Genomic DNA, 15620 nt, shown 5'->3' with positions numbered 1-15620 from the left:
TAAACTGCCAGCAGTACCATTATTCAGACAATAAAAAACGACTCATTTGAGTCGTTTTTTTTATGCGTTTAATAACTATTGTAATGAACCCGATATTGATAACGAGCTTATTCCATTTAAAGTAACACTTGCTTTAAACTCAAAGTCACTAAAGTTTCAAACCAGAGTTAAACCAAAGTCACTATAGCTTTAAACCAAAGTCACTATCATTTTAAACCAGAGTCACTTTAGCAAACTTACGTTTACCCACTTGGAAAATAGCCGTTAAACCTGCTTCAAACACTTGGCGTGTATCGCTCAGCTTTTCACCGTCCATTTTCACAGCGCCTTGCTTAATCATGCGCATACCATCGGAAGTTGAACCGACTAAACCAGCAGTTTTAAGTAAGTTAGCAATCGCTAGCCCTTCACCTGCTTCAAACTCCATCTCTTCAATGTCATCTGGCATCGCCCCTTTTTGGAAACGATTGATGAACTCTTGATGAGCAGCGTCAGCTTGTTCTTGGTCGTGGAACCTTGCAATGATTTCTTTTGCTAGTGCAATTTTAACATCACGTGGATTCTGACCGTTGGCAATGTCTTCTTTAAATTGCGCGATTTCAGCTAGTGGGCGGAATGAAAGAAGCTCAAAGTAACTCCACATCAAATCATCTGAGATAGACATGATCTTACCGAACATTTCATTCGCAGGCTCGCTCACACCGATATAGTTATGAGCAGATTTAGACATTTTCTTCACGCCGTCTAAACCCACTAATAAAGGCATCATGATAACCGTTTGTGGTTTCTGACCTTCAGCTTTTTGCAGCTCTCGACCCATTAACAAGTTGAACTTTTGATCTGTACCACCTAGCTCGACATCTGCTTTAAGGGCAACTGAATCATAACCTTGTAGTAAAGGATACATAAATTCGTGAATGGCAATTGCCTGACCTGATGCATAACGCTTTTTAAAGTCATCACGTTCCATCATACGCGCTACAGTTTGCTTTGAACCTAAGCGGATCATACCTGCTGCACCTAATGGCTCTAACCAGCTTGAGTTAAATTCAATACGTGTTTTAGCTGGGTCTAAAATCTTAAACACTTGCTCTTTATAGGTTTCAGCATTGGCAAGAACATCTTCACGAGTCAACGGAGGACGTGTTGAGTTTTTACCACTTGGGTCGCCAACCATGCCGGTGAAGTCACCAATCAAGAAAATAACTTCATGACCTAGCTCTTGAAACGCACGCAGTTTATTTAGAATAACCGTATGGCCTAAATGAATATCTGGAGCGGTTGGATCTGCACCTAGTTTAATTCTTAAAGGACGTCCCTCTTTAAGTTTTTCTAGCAGATCTGACTCGAGTAAAATCTCGTCGGTACCACGTTTAATTTCTGCTAACACTTGGTCTAAATCAGCCATTTCGGCACCTACTCCTGCAGCTACAATAAAAAAATAAGAGGCCTATGTTACTTGTTAGCCACGCTAATTGAAAGTGTGTACACTAAGGGGATTACAACGAAAAAGAGAAACTGGTACATAGGTCGATGGCAAAGCTAATCACTTTAATCAAATTACTGCCAAAAGCGCATCAAATTGCACTTAGCTTATTAGTTATTTTCACGGTTATTATCGTGTTATTTCCTTCAGATGACGCTAAAGCTTCCAAACACACCCAAGTTGGCAAAGTAGACCTTTCTGACCGTATAGCGTCTTTACATAATGAGCATCATGAAGACGATGAAAAAAACTCCCCCAATAAACAGTCACAGTATTCTGTTCCTTTAGCTTTTCGTACCCCTACACCACCAGGCCAAACAAGTTCCCAATCAAATACATCATTGCAAAAACAACAAGCATTAACACCTTCAAAAGAAAGTAGCCCCATTGCTGATTTAAACCCGTTAACTGCACCTGATAATACGATGTTAGGCACAACTAAAGATGCCGAAAATGCAGTGCCTTACCGTGAAGCAGACTTGTTATCCCATAAAAGCTATAAAGTCGCAAAAGGTGACACTTTTGGTGGGTTAGCTAATCGAGCAGGTTTAAGTCCGCGGGACGTATATCAAATTACTCGCCTACCTAAGTCAAAAAAGAATCTGCTTAAAATCATGCCGGGTGAAGAAATCATTGTATCGAAAGATGCTCAAGATGAAATTACCCAAATCAGCTATCAAATGGATAAAATTTCGACTTTGCTGATCAGCAAAAATGAAGACAAATTTGAAGAAACGGTCGATGTAAAAACCATTACCTTAGAAAACAAATTTGTTACCGCTAATATCAGCAGTAACTTCTGGAATGCAGCAGCAACCGCTGGCCTGTCTGCCAATCATATAATGCAGTTGGCCAATATATTTGGCTGGGATATCGATTTTGCACTCGATATTCGAAAAGACGATCACTTTTCACTGATGTATGAAGAAGAGTATGTTGATGGACAATATATTGGTACTGGTAATATTTTAGCAGCAGAGTTTTATAACCAAGGCGAACGCTATACCGCAGTGCGTTACACTGATGGCGAATATTATTCTGAGTCTGGCAATAGTATGCGAAAGGCTTTCTTGCGCTCACCTGTAGACTTTAAATATGTGAGTTCAAGCTTTAACCCTCGTCGTTTACACCCTGTTACAGGGCAAGTAAGAGCACATAGAGGGGTAGATTATGTTGCCGCTATCGGCACACCAATTAAAGCGGCAGGTAAAGGTAAAGTCATTGAAGCTAGTTACAACAAGTACAACGGTAATTATGTGTTCATTAAACACAATGACACCTACACAACTAAATATTTGCATTTAAATAAACGAAAAGTTAAACGTGGTGACAGTGTAAAACAAGGCGAGATTATCGGAACACTTGGCAAAACAGGCCGTGTCACTGGCGCCCATTTACACTACGAGTTTATTGTTAACGGTGTTCATCGCAACCCGAGAACGGTCAAATTGCCAAAATCACAACCTATCGATAAAAAAGAACGGACACAATTTGCTGCTCTGAGTAAACAACTCATGGCTAAAATTGAGAAAAATAAACAACTACAATACGCCAATAACTAACAATACCTAGTGAAGTGTGAGTGAGTTTATTGGGCTCGCTCATCACTTTTATTCTCATGTTCAGTTTGATTTTTCATATCCTTGATTTGAGCAAGGTGATTTAAATCCATTTTTATTTAAGTCACTCTTATTTAGGTCATTTTATTTAAGCGACTTTATTTCAGCTACTTTATGTTGAGCAACTATTATTTATGACAGCATCAAAAAACAAACCTCACTACTTCATTGGTTTAATGTCTGGCACTAGCATGGATGGAGTCGATGCTGTACTTGTGGATTTCTCAGATAACCAAACTCACCTAATTGCCAGCCATACGGTCGATATTCCGCAACATATTTTGCATCAACTTCATCGTCTATGTTCGCCAAACACCGATGAAATTAATACCATGGGACGAATGGATCGGGCTATGGGTCTGCTATTTGCTCAAGCAGTTAATGAATTAATAGCTAAAGCTCAAATTGATAAAGCTGACATTGTTGCCATTGGTAGTCACGGCCAAACTATTAGGCATATGCCCAATTTAGAGCATGGTTTTACACTGCAAATTGGCGATCCTGAAACCATTGCTGTTGAAACGGGCATTAATGTTATTGCGGATTTTCGACGGAAAGATGTTGCGTTAGGTGGCCAAGGGGCGCCATTAGTACCTGCATTTCATCAAGCGATGTTTGCCCAAAGCAACACACCTAGAGTGATTCTAAATATTGGTGGAATTGCCAACATCACCTACCTTCCAGGTCAAAGTGAGCAAGTTATTGGTTTCGATACGGGTCCTGGTAATACCTTAATGGATGCGTTTATTTTACAAGAGAAGCAACTTGCTTTTGATGAGTCTGGGCAATGGGCTGCTTCGGGAAAAACCGATGAAGATTTCCTAAAGCATTTATTATCTCATCCTTACTTTGCTATGACCTACCCTAAGAGCACGGGGAGAGAATTATTTAACCAAGCTTGGTTAGAACAACAAAAAGCCGATTTTTCATATTTAAGCCTTGCTGATATCCAATCAACATTACTAGATTTAACCTGCCACAGTATCGCAAATGACATAAACAAGTTAACCGATAAAGGAGATGTTTTTGTGTGTGGCGGCGGAGCATTAAATAACACATTAATGGAGCGGTTAAGTTTATTAATGCCAACTCTTTCATTATCAACCACGACAGATATCGGTATGGATCCAAAGTGGGTTGAAGGTATTGCATTTGCTTGGCTGGCAATGCGTAATCATCATGGATTAAGCGGTAATCTCCCCGTGGTGACTGGAGCGAGTCGCTTCGCGGTTCTGGGTAGCTTGTATCACGCATAATGTTTGTCTCAAAAAATTATTATCCAATAATGAAGACTAGGGCTCGAAACTTATCGCCGTAGCCTCTTTTCCATAGGTAGTCTTTTTGCCATAAATAGTCTCTTCTCCTTAAATAGTCTTTTTGCCATAAATAAGTGCTGTGTTCTCATCTTTACCTGTTACAAGGCTTGTCATTTTTTTACCTCCTATAAAATTCATATAAGCGTCATTGAATTTATTCACTTTTACTGCTTAACTCATTTAGACCTCATCTATATATGGTTCTAAGTAATTTATTTATAAGCGTTAGTTTGCAAGCGTTACTCAATAAATGATTTAAAACGCTGTGTCACTCAAACTAGCTGCCACTTAAAACTATGAATAACTTAAAACTGTAAGCAACTTGAACAATATTCAAATTTAATAAGGAAAGTTAAATGAGTATTCAACAGAAAATGTTAGCAGAATTTATTGGCACTTTGTGGCTCGTATTAGGAGGGTGTGGGAGTGCAGTATTAGCGGCTGCATTTCCAGATGTAGGCATCGGGCTATTAGGCGTCGCACTGGCATTTGGGTTAACAGTTCTCACCATGGCATTCGCTATCGGTCATATTTCCGGTTGCCATTTAAACCCTGCAGTCTCATTTGGGCTCTGGGCTGGCGGACGTTTTCCAACTCGCGAGTTAGCCCCATATATCACTGCTCAAGTGGCGGGTGGTATTGCTGGTGCTGGGATTTTATTTTTAATTGCCAGTGGTCAAGATGGTTTCAGTTTAGCAGGTGGTTTTGCCTCTAATGGATTTGGCGAGCATTCCCCTGGCGGTTACAGCATGATGTCAGTATTAATCTGTGAAGTGGTGATGACGCTATTCTTTTTATTAATCATCCTTGGTGCAACAGACTCACGAGCGCCAGCGGGCTTTGCGCCTATTGCAATTGGTTTAGGGCTCACCTTGATCCACTTAATCAGTATTCCGGTATCAAATACCTCAGTTAACCCAGCAAGAAGTACAGGCCCCGCTTTATTTGTCGGCGACTGGGCAGTTTCACAATTATGGATATTTTGGGTTGCCCCCATTGCAGGTGCAATCCTAGCGGGTATGATTTATCGCTTTTTCGAGACTCCTGCTGAGCACTAGCTTGTTATTTTTTATAGCAACAGATTTTTATGACAACAGAGCATAACCAATCGCAAAGAGCACCCAAAGTGCTCTTTTCTTTTTTAAAAGTATCAGTCAATGTTATCATGCCCTATTCGCGTAATTTAGCGCCAAATTAGTCCCACTTTGCAATGAGAGTCAACCATGAGCAGCAAACCAAAATCAATTGAAGATCAACTAAGAATGACCCCAGAAGCCCGTTACGATTACCTTGTTGAGCAAGTTAAACAGGAGCAATCAATCTGGAGCCTGCAAGACCAAGACGGTTGCGTGATGTTGACGACTGAAGATGAAGACTGCATTCCAATGTGGCCTTCTGAAGAAGCAGCAAAGCTTTGGGCTGTAGACGAATGGCAAGATTGTGAGCCACTATCTATTCCGCTAAATGAGTTTCAGCAGCGCTGGGTAAGCGGCATGTCAGAAGATGATTTGTTTGTGGCTGTATTCCCAGTTCAAGAAGACTTAGGTGTCGTAATACCACCCTATGAGCTTGATTCTCGCCTAACGCCAAAAAAACAATCTAAGCATTAATTGATATTCTTAATCGTTTAAGATTCTGGCACATGTATTCAAGATAAAGTTAAGGCGTTATGACTGATAAAAATTTACCACAGCACGATGCTGAAAAGATAAATATTGTCGAACCAATAAATGACATTATTAACACCACAAGTGATACGGGAAAAGCAGTCTTTCCAAAGCGTCTTATCGCCTTAATGGTGGTTTACGTCATTACCTCAGTCAGCGGTTTAATGGCTCAGCAAGGCGTTTTATTATGTGCGTTAACTTTGATGATGGTATTAGGCGTTGCTGGTAGACAAAAAGCCGCACTTTACATGTTGCGAGCTTATGGCATTTTACAACTAGGCTTGTACAGCATGCTGCCCGTTATCATGTATGACCCAGATAATATCGTTGCAGGGCCTACGACTGTCGACTTTGGCTTTATGCAAATGGTATTGCCTGACTGGGTTATATTTACTGTGTTGATTGTATTGGCACTCATCCAAGTTTGGATTAGCTTTAACAAAGCAGTATTTAAATGGTTTAAGCCAAGAATGAACTTTAATATCATGAGTTAAACGAATTTTAGATACAAAAAAGCCGTCATTCGACGGCTTTTTTATTTTCTATGTCATCATTCAATAAGCTGAATTAAACAGAGAAGCTTGCACCACAACCACAGGTTGTTGTTGCATTTGGATTCTTAACAAAGAAGCGAGAACCTTCAAGTCCAGAAGTGTAATCTACTTCGCCGCCGACAAGATATTGTAAACTCATAGGGTCAACAACCAGTTGAACACCCTGCTTTTCAATGGTGAAATCACCTTCGTTAACTTTTTCGTCGAAAGTAAAACCATATTGAAAACCTGAACAACCACCACCTGTGACATACACACGAAGTTTTAGTTCTGGGTTCTGCTCTTCTTCTAACAGTCCCTTCACTTTAGTTGCCGCAGCATCGGTAAATTGAATTGGCATTGCTGCATCTGTTTGTTCAGTCATTACTACCTCTAACTTCAGTTTCAGGTCGGAATTATCTATTACCTGACTAATTTGTTCAAGTATTACTCTTAGTTCTTTTTTAGCTTTCTAGTAACTCTGAGATCTCGAACGTTTGCTCAATACGTCCACCTTTAGCACCACGAGTCGCACTTACTTGAACCACTGCTTTAATTCTTTGTAAATCAAAATCTTGCGGCAAGCTAATTTCCGCATCAAACATTTGAAAGTATCGAAAACTGAAATTAAATTTTTCAATTTGTAAATCACTCAAAGAAATTTCAACTTGTTTTTCATCTTGAACGCCCACTAAAACGATGTCGGCGACGCCTTTAACACCATTCTTTCGCTTTTGCAGTTGGGTCAATATCAGGCGCATTTGGTAACTATCAGGTAATAAGCCTTTAGATAGTTCAAGACCATGAATTGCCACACCATCAACTTCTTTTTCAGGTGATACAAGACTGCGATAAAATGCTAATTCTTGCTCAAGTGTTTTCTGTTGTTGGATTTGTTTGCCAAACATTTGTTTCATGTTGGCATTCGCTTCTTTCTCAATGGAAAGCGCGATTTCAAGGCGTGATACAACATGAGATTGTTGTTTCAGCTCTGTTTTTAATTCAGTGATTTCAATAGCTTCATCCTGAGGTTCAACTACTTCAGAAATAAAAACAGTGTGGCTCAGTACCCCAACAATGAAGCTGATGAGAATTAACGCAGAAAGATATAAACCAGATGAACGAAATTTGCGTTCTTGAACTTGCATGCGGTCAAGCAAGCGATGATAATTTAGCATTAGGTAACAAACCCTTAATAAAATACAATGACAACAAACCGCCCTCAAAAGGATCTTAGGCAATACAGTGCAAATTAAGATAAATAAAGCCGCTATTATTCACACCAAAGCCGCAACACGCAAATATCTTCGTAATGAATTGAGAGATAAGCTTTCTCAATCGAAGATAAGTGTGCAACTTTGTGGATTAGCGCTGTTGTTTGCCATTATTGCATCAAGTGTCATCATCTTATTCCGCCTTTTATTAAGTTGGGCGCAAGTTCATACCATTCCAGAGGCGACCGACTTTGCCAGTGCCGTCAGTGATTGGCGTACTTATTTACCTATTGTCGGCGCCCTACTTATTTGGCTTGTTGCTGGCATCAGCTCAAAACGTTACCGCCGTATGGGTATTGCCTATGTGATGCACAGATTTAAACTGCATTATGGCAAAGTGCCACTGCAATCTGCACCAGGACAGTTTTTTCAAGCACTCATAGCTTTAATCGCCAACTTTTCTGTCGGTAAAGAAGGGCCTGCGATTCACCTTGGCGCTGTGAGTGCTAGTTACTTTGCTGAAAAATTTAAACTACCCGATAATAGCGTGCGGATTATGTGCGCTAGTGGCATAGCTGCGGGGATTGCAGCAATTTTTAACGCACCACTGGCAGCTGTACTATTTGTATTTGAAGTGATTGTTCGCGAATATAAAATTCATTACTTTTTCCCGATTATGCTCTCAGCCATTTGCGGCGCACTGTCTAGTCAGTTGGTATTTGGCAATATCCATGAGTATGACTTGATTACAGTAACGCGTATTCCATTAGATCATTATCCTATTCTCGCTATAGGCGGTGTGGTTCTTGGTTGCGCTGCAGCAGGCTTTAACCATTCACTGCTTAAAATGACTGCTATTGGCCAGCACTGGCCGTTAATCTACCGGTTGATGATTGCTGCTAGTGTTACCACATTAGTAGGCCTGTTTTTACCTCAAGCATTAGGTTCGGGTGATTTAGCTATTCAGGCAACCATTATCGAAAGTCCGAGTTTAATGTTTTTACTGGCATTATTAATTGGCAAAATAATTGCCACTATTGCTGCTATTGGTTTTGGTATACCAGGTGGCTTAATTGGACCTTTATATGGAATAGGCGCGCTAATTGGCGCCATATTGGCATTAGTCAGTGCGATGTTCTTCCCGTCTATCGCCCCTTATGTTGGTTTATATACTGTCATTGGCATGACTGCCATGATGGGCGTGTGCTTAAGCGCTCCTTTAGCAGCCCTTGTGGCATTACTTGAATTAACCAACGATGCAGCCATTATTTTGCCTGCAATGTTTGTCACGATTCCTGCGTTCCTAATCGCGTATCAAGGCTTCAATACCAGCTCAGTGTTTCTCAAACAGTTAGATATCATGGGGCTTGGGTACAAGGTGCCGCTTATAAACCAAGGACTGCAAAAGAAAGGCGTTCGCGCCATCATGGATAAACGCTTTGTTATCGTAAATGACAATGATGACTTACTGCTTGAAGTGATGAAACGTGCTGAAGGTCGGCCAGTGCTTGTACGTAATGCCGAATCAAAAATAGAAATGCTCAGCCTTGAAATGCAGTCGTTTGAAGAGACAACGACTCTGTCACGTCATTTAATGGAAGGCTTCCCTGACACAGCAACCTTAAACGAAGTTTACGAGTTACTGGCAGTTAAACGCCGTGGTGAAGTGTATATTTATCGTGGCAATACCAACAATATTGTCGGTGTCATTAGCTGGGCAAACCTGTGGCAAGAGATCCGCTCAGGACAGGTGTAAATAAAGTTAGCCTATGAAGCTTATAAAGTCCCATTTGAAGAATTTGCTATTGTTCTGATTTCGCTAATCTGTGTTATGTCTAAAAAGCGAGAAATAATCATTAGCGAGATTTAATATTCTGTCACTCTCTGTTAAAATCTCGCCTCAGCCACCCTACATAATCACAGGGTAAATAGCCCTTATTTACTCTCCTAATAATTGGAAATCAGGCTGATGACTCAGTTTAGCGGTTCTCACATCCTTTCAGTTAATCAACTGGATCTTGATGCTATTAACACCATTTTTAATGTCGCCGATAACATGACACCTTATGCACTGCGTGAAAAGCGGACTAAGGTTCTGGACGGTGCGATTTTAGGTAACCTCTTTTTTGAACCTAGCACACGTACTCGTGTGAGCTTTGGTTGTGCTTTTAACCTACTTGGCGGCAACGTCAGAGAAACGGTGGGTATGGGGTCATCTTCATTATCAAAGGGCGAGTCGCTGTACGACACTGCTCGCGTACTGTCGACATACTCTGATGTCATTGCAATGCGTCACCCTGACCCATATTCAGTCAAAGAGTTTGCTGAAGGTAGCCGCGTACCAGTGATTAATGGTGGTGACGGTTCAAACGAGCATCCAACTCAAGCATTGCTTGATTTGTTCACCATCCAAAAAGAATTAAGCCATCACGGTCAAGGTATTAGCGGTATGCATATCGCTATGGTGGGCGACTTAAAACACGGTCGAACAGTACACTCTTTATCTCGTTTGCTGTGTATGTATAACGACATTCAATTCACATTAATATCACCAACCGACCTAGCAATGCCTGACTATGTGATCAGTGATATTGAAAATGCTGGTCATAAGATCACAATAACTGATCAGTTAGAAGGTAATTTACATCAAGCTGATATACTCTATCTGACTCGAATTCAGGAAGAACGTTTTGCTTCACAAGATGAAGCAGACAAGTATCGTGGCAAGTTTAGGTTAAACCACAGTATTTATACGCAACATTGCAAATCTAATACTGTGATTATGCATCCATTGCCTCGGGATTCACGTGCGCAAGCAAATGAATTGGATAATGATTTAAATAGCCACCCTAGTCTGGCAATTTTCAGACAGGCAGATAATGGCTTACTTATTCGAATGGCACTTTTTGCGTTAACGCTTGGTGTAGAAAACGAGCTACAACAGCATGAGTGCCCTGTTAATTGGTATTCACGAAAAGCTGATAGATAGTCAGCTAACGATTTTTTAGAAGGATTTCACATGACCCGCTCAGAAGCGCTTTTTGAACAAGCCAAACAAACCATTCCTGGTGGCGTAAACTCACCAGTTCGTGCCTTTAACGGTGTAGGTGGTTCACCACTTTTCATCGAAAAAGCTGATGGTGCTTATATTTACGATGCTGATGGCAAAAAATATATCGATTATGTTGGTTCTTGGGGCCCGATGATTTTAGGTCACAATAATCCACAAATTCGTCAAGCGGTATTAGAAGCGGTTGAGAACGGTTTATCATTTGGTGCACCAACTGAACTTGAAGTCAAAATGGCTGAAAAAGTGATTGAAATGGTGCCATCAATTGAACAAGTTCGTATGGTGAGTTCAGGTACAGAAGCGACCATGAGCGCTATTCGCTTAGCTCGTGGTTTCACTAACCGTGACAAGATCTTAAAGTTCGAAGGTTGTTACCATGGCCATGCTGACTGTTTATTAGTTAAAGCAGGTTCTGGTGCACTGACTTTAGGCCAACCAAGCTCTCCAGGTATTCCTGAAGACTTTGCGAAGCACACCTTAACAGCGGTTTATAACGACCTTGATTCTGTGCGCGCAATCTTCGAAGAGCACCCAGAAGCTATCTCTTGTATCATTCTTGAGCCTGTTGCTGGCAACATGAACTGTATCCCGCCAGTTGAAGGTTTCCTTGAAGGTCTTCGTGCTATCTGTGATGAATTTGGTGCACTAATGATCATTGATGAAGTAATGACAGGCTTCCGTGTATCTAAAAGCGGCGCACAAGGTCATTACAATGTTAAGCCTGACTTAACAACACTAGGTAAAGTTATCGGTGGCGGTATGCCAGTAGGTGCTTTTGGTGGTCGTAAAGATGTAATGCAGTTTATTGCTCCTACAGGCCCTGTATACCAAGCAGGTACTTTATCAGGTAACCCGATTGCTATGACTGCCGGTTTAGCGCAAATGGATGCTTTATGTCAGCCAGGGCTTTACGAAGAACTAAATGCTAAAACTAAGCGTATTGCAGAAGGCTTTAAAGCTGCTGCTGATAAGCACGGTATTCCATTAAGCATTAACCAAGTTGGCGGCATGTTCGGTTTCTTCTTTACTGAAGACACAAACCCAATCACCAGCTTTGACCAAGTGACTCAGTGCAACATGGATCACTTCCGTAATTTCTACCACTTGATGCTAGATGAAGGTGTTTACTTAGCGCCAAGCGCTTATGAAGCAGGCTTCTTATCAATGGCTCACGGTGAAGAAGAGCTTGAATTAACGCTTGCTGCTGCTGATAAAGCATTTGCTGCGTTAAAAGCACTTTAAGTACTCATTTAAGTGATTGTGAGTTCGCTATCTAAGGTAGCACTCTTGTGACTTGATAAAAGACTTGATAAGGACTGGCTAAGGCCAGTCCTTTTTTTTGGCCATTTGTTTGTCGCTAAGACTAAATTAACTGGTTCAAGTTCTTGGTTAAATACAACTATGAATCAAATTACTGAACCACTTACAAGCGCATAATTTTATTATAAAAAAGGCGCTATCAGCGCCTTTATATTGATGAGCGGTCATTAAAACCTAAGCGATTTAAATAGCTGGCACTTTAAATCGAGATCCATCAATTTCTAACACTACGTCTCGTGGCCTAATTTCAATAATTTCAAGTTTCCCTTTGATTCTGTCACCCTCTTGAAGCTCTTCACCATCGACATTTAACCAACGACTCTCAGCTGCTGAAGAATACACATGGGCCTGAATATTAAATTCTGGGACCTGTAATTGAACACTTGCTGGAAGCTGACCATAAGGTGGAATTTCATCTTTCTTTGGCGAAGGAATAGGATCTAACTTTTCTTCTGTCATTGGTGCATTTGCTGAGTTTTCATACTCGACTTCTTTAAGCGCTGCTTCAAACGCGGCCATCAAATTATTCGAGTTGTCTGCAGCTGAGTTAGTCGACTTTTCTAAAGGCGTTTGCTGGCTTTGCTGCTCGTAATTTACATCACTCGCTGCAGCACTCACTTTCATTCTTAAAGCTTCAAGTTCCGAAGGTTTTTTATAATTAGAGTTTGCCCCAAGTATAATTGCATCATCGCCATATAGTGCCTGCAATTCAGCAGCAGTTAACTGCCGGTCGTTATTTGAATCGGAACCGCTATTGCTAGCCACAGCTTTACTAGTCGCAGGTTTACTAGTCTCAGGTGTAGATGGTTCAACTGGCTTTGCTTGACTTGGCGTAACTTCACCGCGATTATTATTTAAGCGGTAATCGTAAACAACATCTTCCGATGGTCGCAGCTCTTTGGCTGACGCAGTTTGATTTGAAACAGTTTGATTCGATACAAACTGAGTTGAGCTATTAACCTGCGATAGAGGCTTTGCGATAGGTAAAGCCACTTTATTTGCAATACGTACTTCTGTTGAGACTGGAGCCGCTGCTGTCTCATTCATTGCTGTATTTTGAGTATTACTGCGATTAACCAATTCATTTGCTGCAGCTTTAACAGGATTACTGGTTTCATTAGTGTTATTCGCTGGCGAGATTAACTTAGATAAACCCCAAGCGGATGCGATACCGACTAAAATAACCAGGAATAAAACCACATATTTAAGCCAAGCGTTATGGCTTGCCACATGCTGATAATTGGCTCTAGGCGTTAAAACAGCATCGGGCAACTCACCCATTTGCTGTTGCTTTTCTTTCGTTACCGCATCTAACAAAATCGACATTAGCTACGACCTGCTTGCTTACTTAATCTAGGGCCTTGCTGATTAAGATATAAATTAATCTGCACTAAGGTTTGATTACCTGCAATCCCATCTGCTTTAAGGCCATGTTGACGTTGAAAAGACATCAACTCTTGCTCTAAATTGATATCAAATGAATTAACCAATCTTGCTGAACGTTGGCCAATCATAGCTAAGCTATTTTCTAACCATTGGATTTGAGACAAGTTAGAAGTACGACTTATCTCCCTCGGTATATCACCCGTTGCTTTCCATAGCAGTTCGAATGTGCCGCTAAAGTGGCGATTAAACCAATCTTTGTTCACCCAAAGTTGTTGCTCACTGAGTTGAAGTAAAATCTGCTCCCCTTCTCTAGCAACAACGACGCCGTAAAACTGATTAGCTTGCTGATCTTCTAAGTACACCACTGCTGGATAGTTTAATCGAGCAATACTGTTCCAGTTTCCTTGTTGTTGATGACATAACAAACCTTGCTGTTTTGCAGCCTGACACGCCGTTAAACCTATAATGGGTTGTTTATCCCAAAGTGCAAACAGTCCCGCAAACGCATTATCAATACTGCGGCTTTGTGACATTGCAGCGCGCACTATCATCTGGCTACCACTGGTATTTTGTGATGTGTTAGAGGCTTGAGTCGTCTGACTTTGATTAGATGACTGTGCTGGAGAAGCAGTATTTTCTGACTGATTCGAACCTTGTTGTGGTAAAAACAAATACAAGGAAACCCCAAATGCAATCACTAGCGACGCTGCAATGGTTAGTGGCCACTTATTGCTATTTTCTACAGGCAGCTCGCCTAATACTTCTGCAGCAGCTTGCTTAATCATATGATGATCTATCGGCACTTTAGATTGGCCATAGCCAGCCATTAATGCACGCTCGCACAATAGGTTGGTTAGCCTTGGGATCCCACCACTGAATTTGTGTAATGCTTTACAGGCTTTTTTAGTAAATAAAGGCTCAAAACGTCCTGCAACTTGAAGTCGATGCTGAACATAGAGTTGAATTTCCTCAACTGTTAGTGGCAGCAAGTGATAACGCGCGGTAATTCGCTGCGCTAGTTGTCTTAACTCTTGGCGCTTCAATAGTTGCTGCAGCTCTGGCTGACCAATCAAAATGACTTGGAGTAACTTTTTAGTGTCGGTTTCTAAATTAGTCAATAATCGTAACTGCTCTAGCACTTCAGGACGAAGGTGCTGGGCTTCATCAATGATAAGTACAGTATTACGACCGTTCTTATGATTGTTCAGCAGATATTGGCTAATAAGATCGGTGAGCTGTTTAATGGATGGATACTCGCCATATTGGATAGCTAGCTCATCACAAAGCGTTGCCAGCAATTCTTGTTCAGTTAAAGAAGGATTAAGAATAAAAGCAGTATCTGTATTATCTGGTAATTGTTTAAGTAAACAACGAGATACTGTAGTTTTACCCGTACCGACCTCACCAGTTAATAATACAAAGCCTCCCGTTTCACCTAAGCCATAGGTTAAATGAGCTAATGCTTCTCGGTGACGGTCACTGAGAAATAAATAATGCGGGTTGGGCGCGATTGAAAATGGATTATCATTCAATCCATAAAATGCTTTATACATCTGGCCAAAAATCCTTATTTAAAACTGACGGCTCAAGTTATAGCTTGCTGTAGTGCTTGTCAAAATTTAGCAGCAGAAATGTTAGTCGTGCTAAGATTTACATTAATAAACTTCAATTTGTACTGTACTTAACAGCTACAATATTAATTGATACTAGGGCCTGTTGATCTTCCAAGGCTATTTTTGCAGCGAATTGTTGGCCATTGATACAAGGCTGAGACTTTGTGGTGTAGTTATTCTACATAATAAGTCGATAACGCAGTAAAAATCGCCAACAAACGCTGCCCAAAGGGTTCGACTAAAAGCGTTTTAATCTTTGTTGGATGCTTCTTTTTAAATAAGAAGTGCTTAGATGACTAGGCATCAATCCATCCGCCTCAATTAAAACGCTTTTATTTCGAACAAAACTTAACCAGCAAAGATCAACAGGCCCTGTAATATAAACTGTATGAGTTA

Annotated in this window: 13 protein-coding genes; 8 read left to right on the top strand and 5 right to left on the bottom strand. The window is 40.8% G+C overall.

Translation table 11 applies throughout. The features are described from left to right. Positions 1-211: 211 nt before the first annotated feature. Positions 212-1408, bottom strand: coding sequence for a tyrosine--tRNA ligase (tyrS, locus tag L2735_RS10650; RefSeq protein ID WP_248984685.1), 1197 nt, complete (start codon positions 1406-1408; stop codon positions 212-214). Positions 1409-1533: 125 nt separating this feature from the next. Here tyrS and L2735_RS10645 point away from each other — a divergent pair, with 125 nt between their 5' ends. The 5 genes from L2735_RS10645 (at position 1534) to L2735_RS10625 (ending at position 6582) form a co-directional block, all read left to right on the top strand. Continuing rightward, positions 1534-3048 (top strand): peptidoglycan DD-metalloendopeptidase family protein, encoded by a 1515-nt coding sequence (locus L2735_RS10645; RefSeq protein ID WP_248984684.1) that lies wholly within the window; start codon positions 1534-1536, stop codon positions 3046-3048. A gap of 191 nt (positions 3049-3239) precedes the next feature. Continuing rightward, a complete protein-coding gene (locus L2735_RS10640; protein WP_248984683.1) occupies positions 3240-4361 on the top strand; it encodes an anhydro-N-acetylmuramic acid kinase in 1122 nt (373 codons plus the stop codon). Positions 4362-4777: 416 nt separating this feature from the next. Beyond that, on the top strand, positions 4778-5479 hold the full coding sequence (aqpZ, locus tag L2735_RS10635) for an aquaporin Z (protein ID WP_248984682.1): 702 nt from the start codon (positions 4778-4780) through the stop codon (positions 5477-5479). Between the two features lie 165 nt (positions 5480-5644). Further along, the gene (locus L2735_RS10630; RefSeq protein WP_248984681.1) at positions 5645-6031 is read left to right on the top strand and encodes a DUF2750 domain-containing protein; all 387 of its coding nucleotides are present in this window, start codon (positions 5645-5647) and stop codon (positions 6029-6031) included. Positions 6032-6090: 59 nt separating this feature from the next. Next, a complete protein-coding gene (locus L2735_RS10625; RefSeq protein ID WP_248984680.1) occupies positions 6091-6582 on the top strand; it encodes a hypothetical protein in 492 nt (163 codons plus the stop codon). Between the two features lie 73 nt (positions 6583-6655). Here the strand turns inward: L2735_RS10625 and erpA are convergent, their stop codons facing one another. Then, positions 6656-7006 carry an iron-sulfur cluster insertion protein ErpA gene (gene erpA / locus L2735_RS10620; RefSeq protein WP_055024237.1) on the bottom strand — a complete coding sequence of 117 codons (351 nt, stop codon included), beginning with the start codon at positions 7004-7006 and terminating at the stop codon, positions 6656-6658. Between the two features lie 79 nt (positions 7007-7085). Continuing rightward, the gene (locus L2735_RS10615; protein WP_248984679.1) at positions 7086-7799 is read right to left on the bottom strand and encodes a DUF6776 family protein; all 714 of its coding nucleotides are present in this window, start codon (positions 7797-7799) and stop codon (positions 7086-7088) included. A 67-nt stretch (positions 7800-7866) separates the two neighbouring features. Here L2735_RS10615 and L2735_RS10610 point away from each other — a divergent pair, with 67 nt between their 5' ends. The 3 genes from L2735_RS10610 (at position 7867) to hemL (ending at position 12147) form a co-directional block, all read left to right on the top strand. Further along, a complete protein-coding gene (locus L2735_RS10610) occupies positions 7867-9591 on the top strand; it encodes a chloride channel protein (RefSeq protein ID WP_248984678.1) in 1725 nt (574 codons plus the stop codon). 213 nt (positions 9592-9804) lie between these two features. Then, positions 9805-10824, top strand: a complete 1020-nt coding sequence (locus tag L2735_RS10605; RefSeq protein WP_248984677.1) for an aspartate carbamoyltransferase — start codon at positions 9805-9807, stop codon at positions 10822-10824. 30 nt (positions 10825-10854) lie between these two features. Next, positions 10855-12147 (top strand): glutamate-1-semialdehyde 2,1-aminomutase, encoded by a 1293-nt coding sequence (gene hemL / locus L2735_RS10600; protein ID WP_248984676.1) that lies wholly within the window; start codon positions 10855-10857, stop codon positions 12145-12147. A gap of 261 nt (positions 12148-12408) precedes the next feature. On the opposite strand, the gene L2735_RS10595 is transcribed toward hemL, so the two are convergent. Next, complete coding sequence (locus L2735_RS10595) at positions 12409-13551, bottom strand: general secretion pathway protein GspB (RefSeq protein ID WP_248984675.1); 1143 nt, start codon at positions 13549-13551, stop codon at positions 12409-12411. Next, positions 13551-15164 carry an ExeA family protein gene (locus L2735_RS10590; RefSeq protein ID WP_248984674.1) on the bottom strand — a complete coding sequence of 538 codons (1614 nt, stop codon included), beginning with the start codon at positions 15162-15164 and terminating at the stop codon, positions 13551-13553. Before L2735_RS10590 ends, L2735_RS10595 begins: the two co-directional genes overlap by 1 nt. Positions 15165-15620: the final 456 nt, after the last annotated feature.

This window comes from Shewanella olleyana, from assembly GCF_023283825.1.
In the GTDB taxonomy this organism is placed as follows: Bacteria; Pseudomonadota; Gammaproteobacteria; order Enterobacterales; family Shewanellaceae; genus Shewanella; species Shewanella olleyana.
The sequence above is the reverse complement of the archived record's forward strand: the minus strand, read 5'-3'. Positions and strand labels throughout refer to the sequence as shown.

What these genes read in the sequence shown, in the direction of transcription:
- L2735_RS10590 (WP_248984674.1), bottom strand. Translation starts at nt 15,164, where the DNA reads ATGTATAAAGCATTTTATGGATTGAATGATAATCCATTTTCAATCGCG.
- aqpZ (WP_248984682.1), top strand. Translation starts at nt 4,778, where the DNA reads ATGAGTATTCAACAGAAAATGTTAGCAGAATTTATTGGCACTTTGTGG.
- L2735_RS10640 (WP_248984683.1), top strand. Translation starts at nt 3,240, where the DNA reads ATGACAGCATCAAAAAACAAACCTCACTACTTCATTGGTTTAATGTCT.
- L2735_RS10595 (WP_248984675.1), bottom strand. Translation starts at nt 13,551, where the DNA reads ATGTCGATTTTGTTAGATGCGGTAACGAAAGAAAAGCAACAGCAAATG.
- tyrS (WP_248984685.1), bottom strand. Translation starts at nt 1,408, where the DNA reads ATGGCTGATTTAGACCAAGTGTTAGCAGAAATTAAACGTGGTACCGAC.
- L2735_RS10625 (WP_248984680.1), top strand. Translation starts at nt 6,091, where the DNA reads ATGACTGATAAAAATTTACCACAGCACGATGCTGAAAAGATAAATATT.
- hemL (WP_248984676.1), top strand. Translation starts at nt 10,855, where the DNA reads ATGACCCGCTCAGAAGCGCTTTTTGAACAAGCCAAACAAACCATTCCT.
- L2735_RS10645 (WP_248984684.1), top strand. Translation starts at nt 1,534, where the DNA reads ATGGCAAAGCTAATCACTTTAATCAAATTACTGCCAAAAGCGCATCAA.
- L2735_RS10605 (WP_248984677.1), top strand. Translation starts at nt 9,805, where the DNA reads ATGACTCAGTTTAGCGGTTCTCACATCCTTTCAGTTAATCAACTGGAT.
- L2735_RS10630 (WP_248984681.1), top strand. Translation starts at nt 5,645, where the DNA reads ATGAGCAGCAAACCAAAATCAATTGAAGATCAACTAAGAATGACCCCA.
- L2735_RS10615 (WP_248984679.1), bottom strand. Translation starts at nt 7,799, where the DNA reads ATGCTAAATTATCATCGCTTGCTTGACCGCATGCAAGTTCAAGAACGC.
- erpA (WP_055024237.1), bottom strand. Translation starts at nt 7,006, where the DNA reads ATGACTGAACAAACAGATGCAGCAATGCCAATTCAATTTACCGATGCT.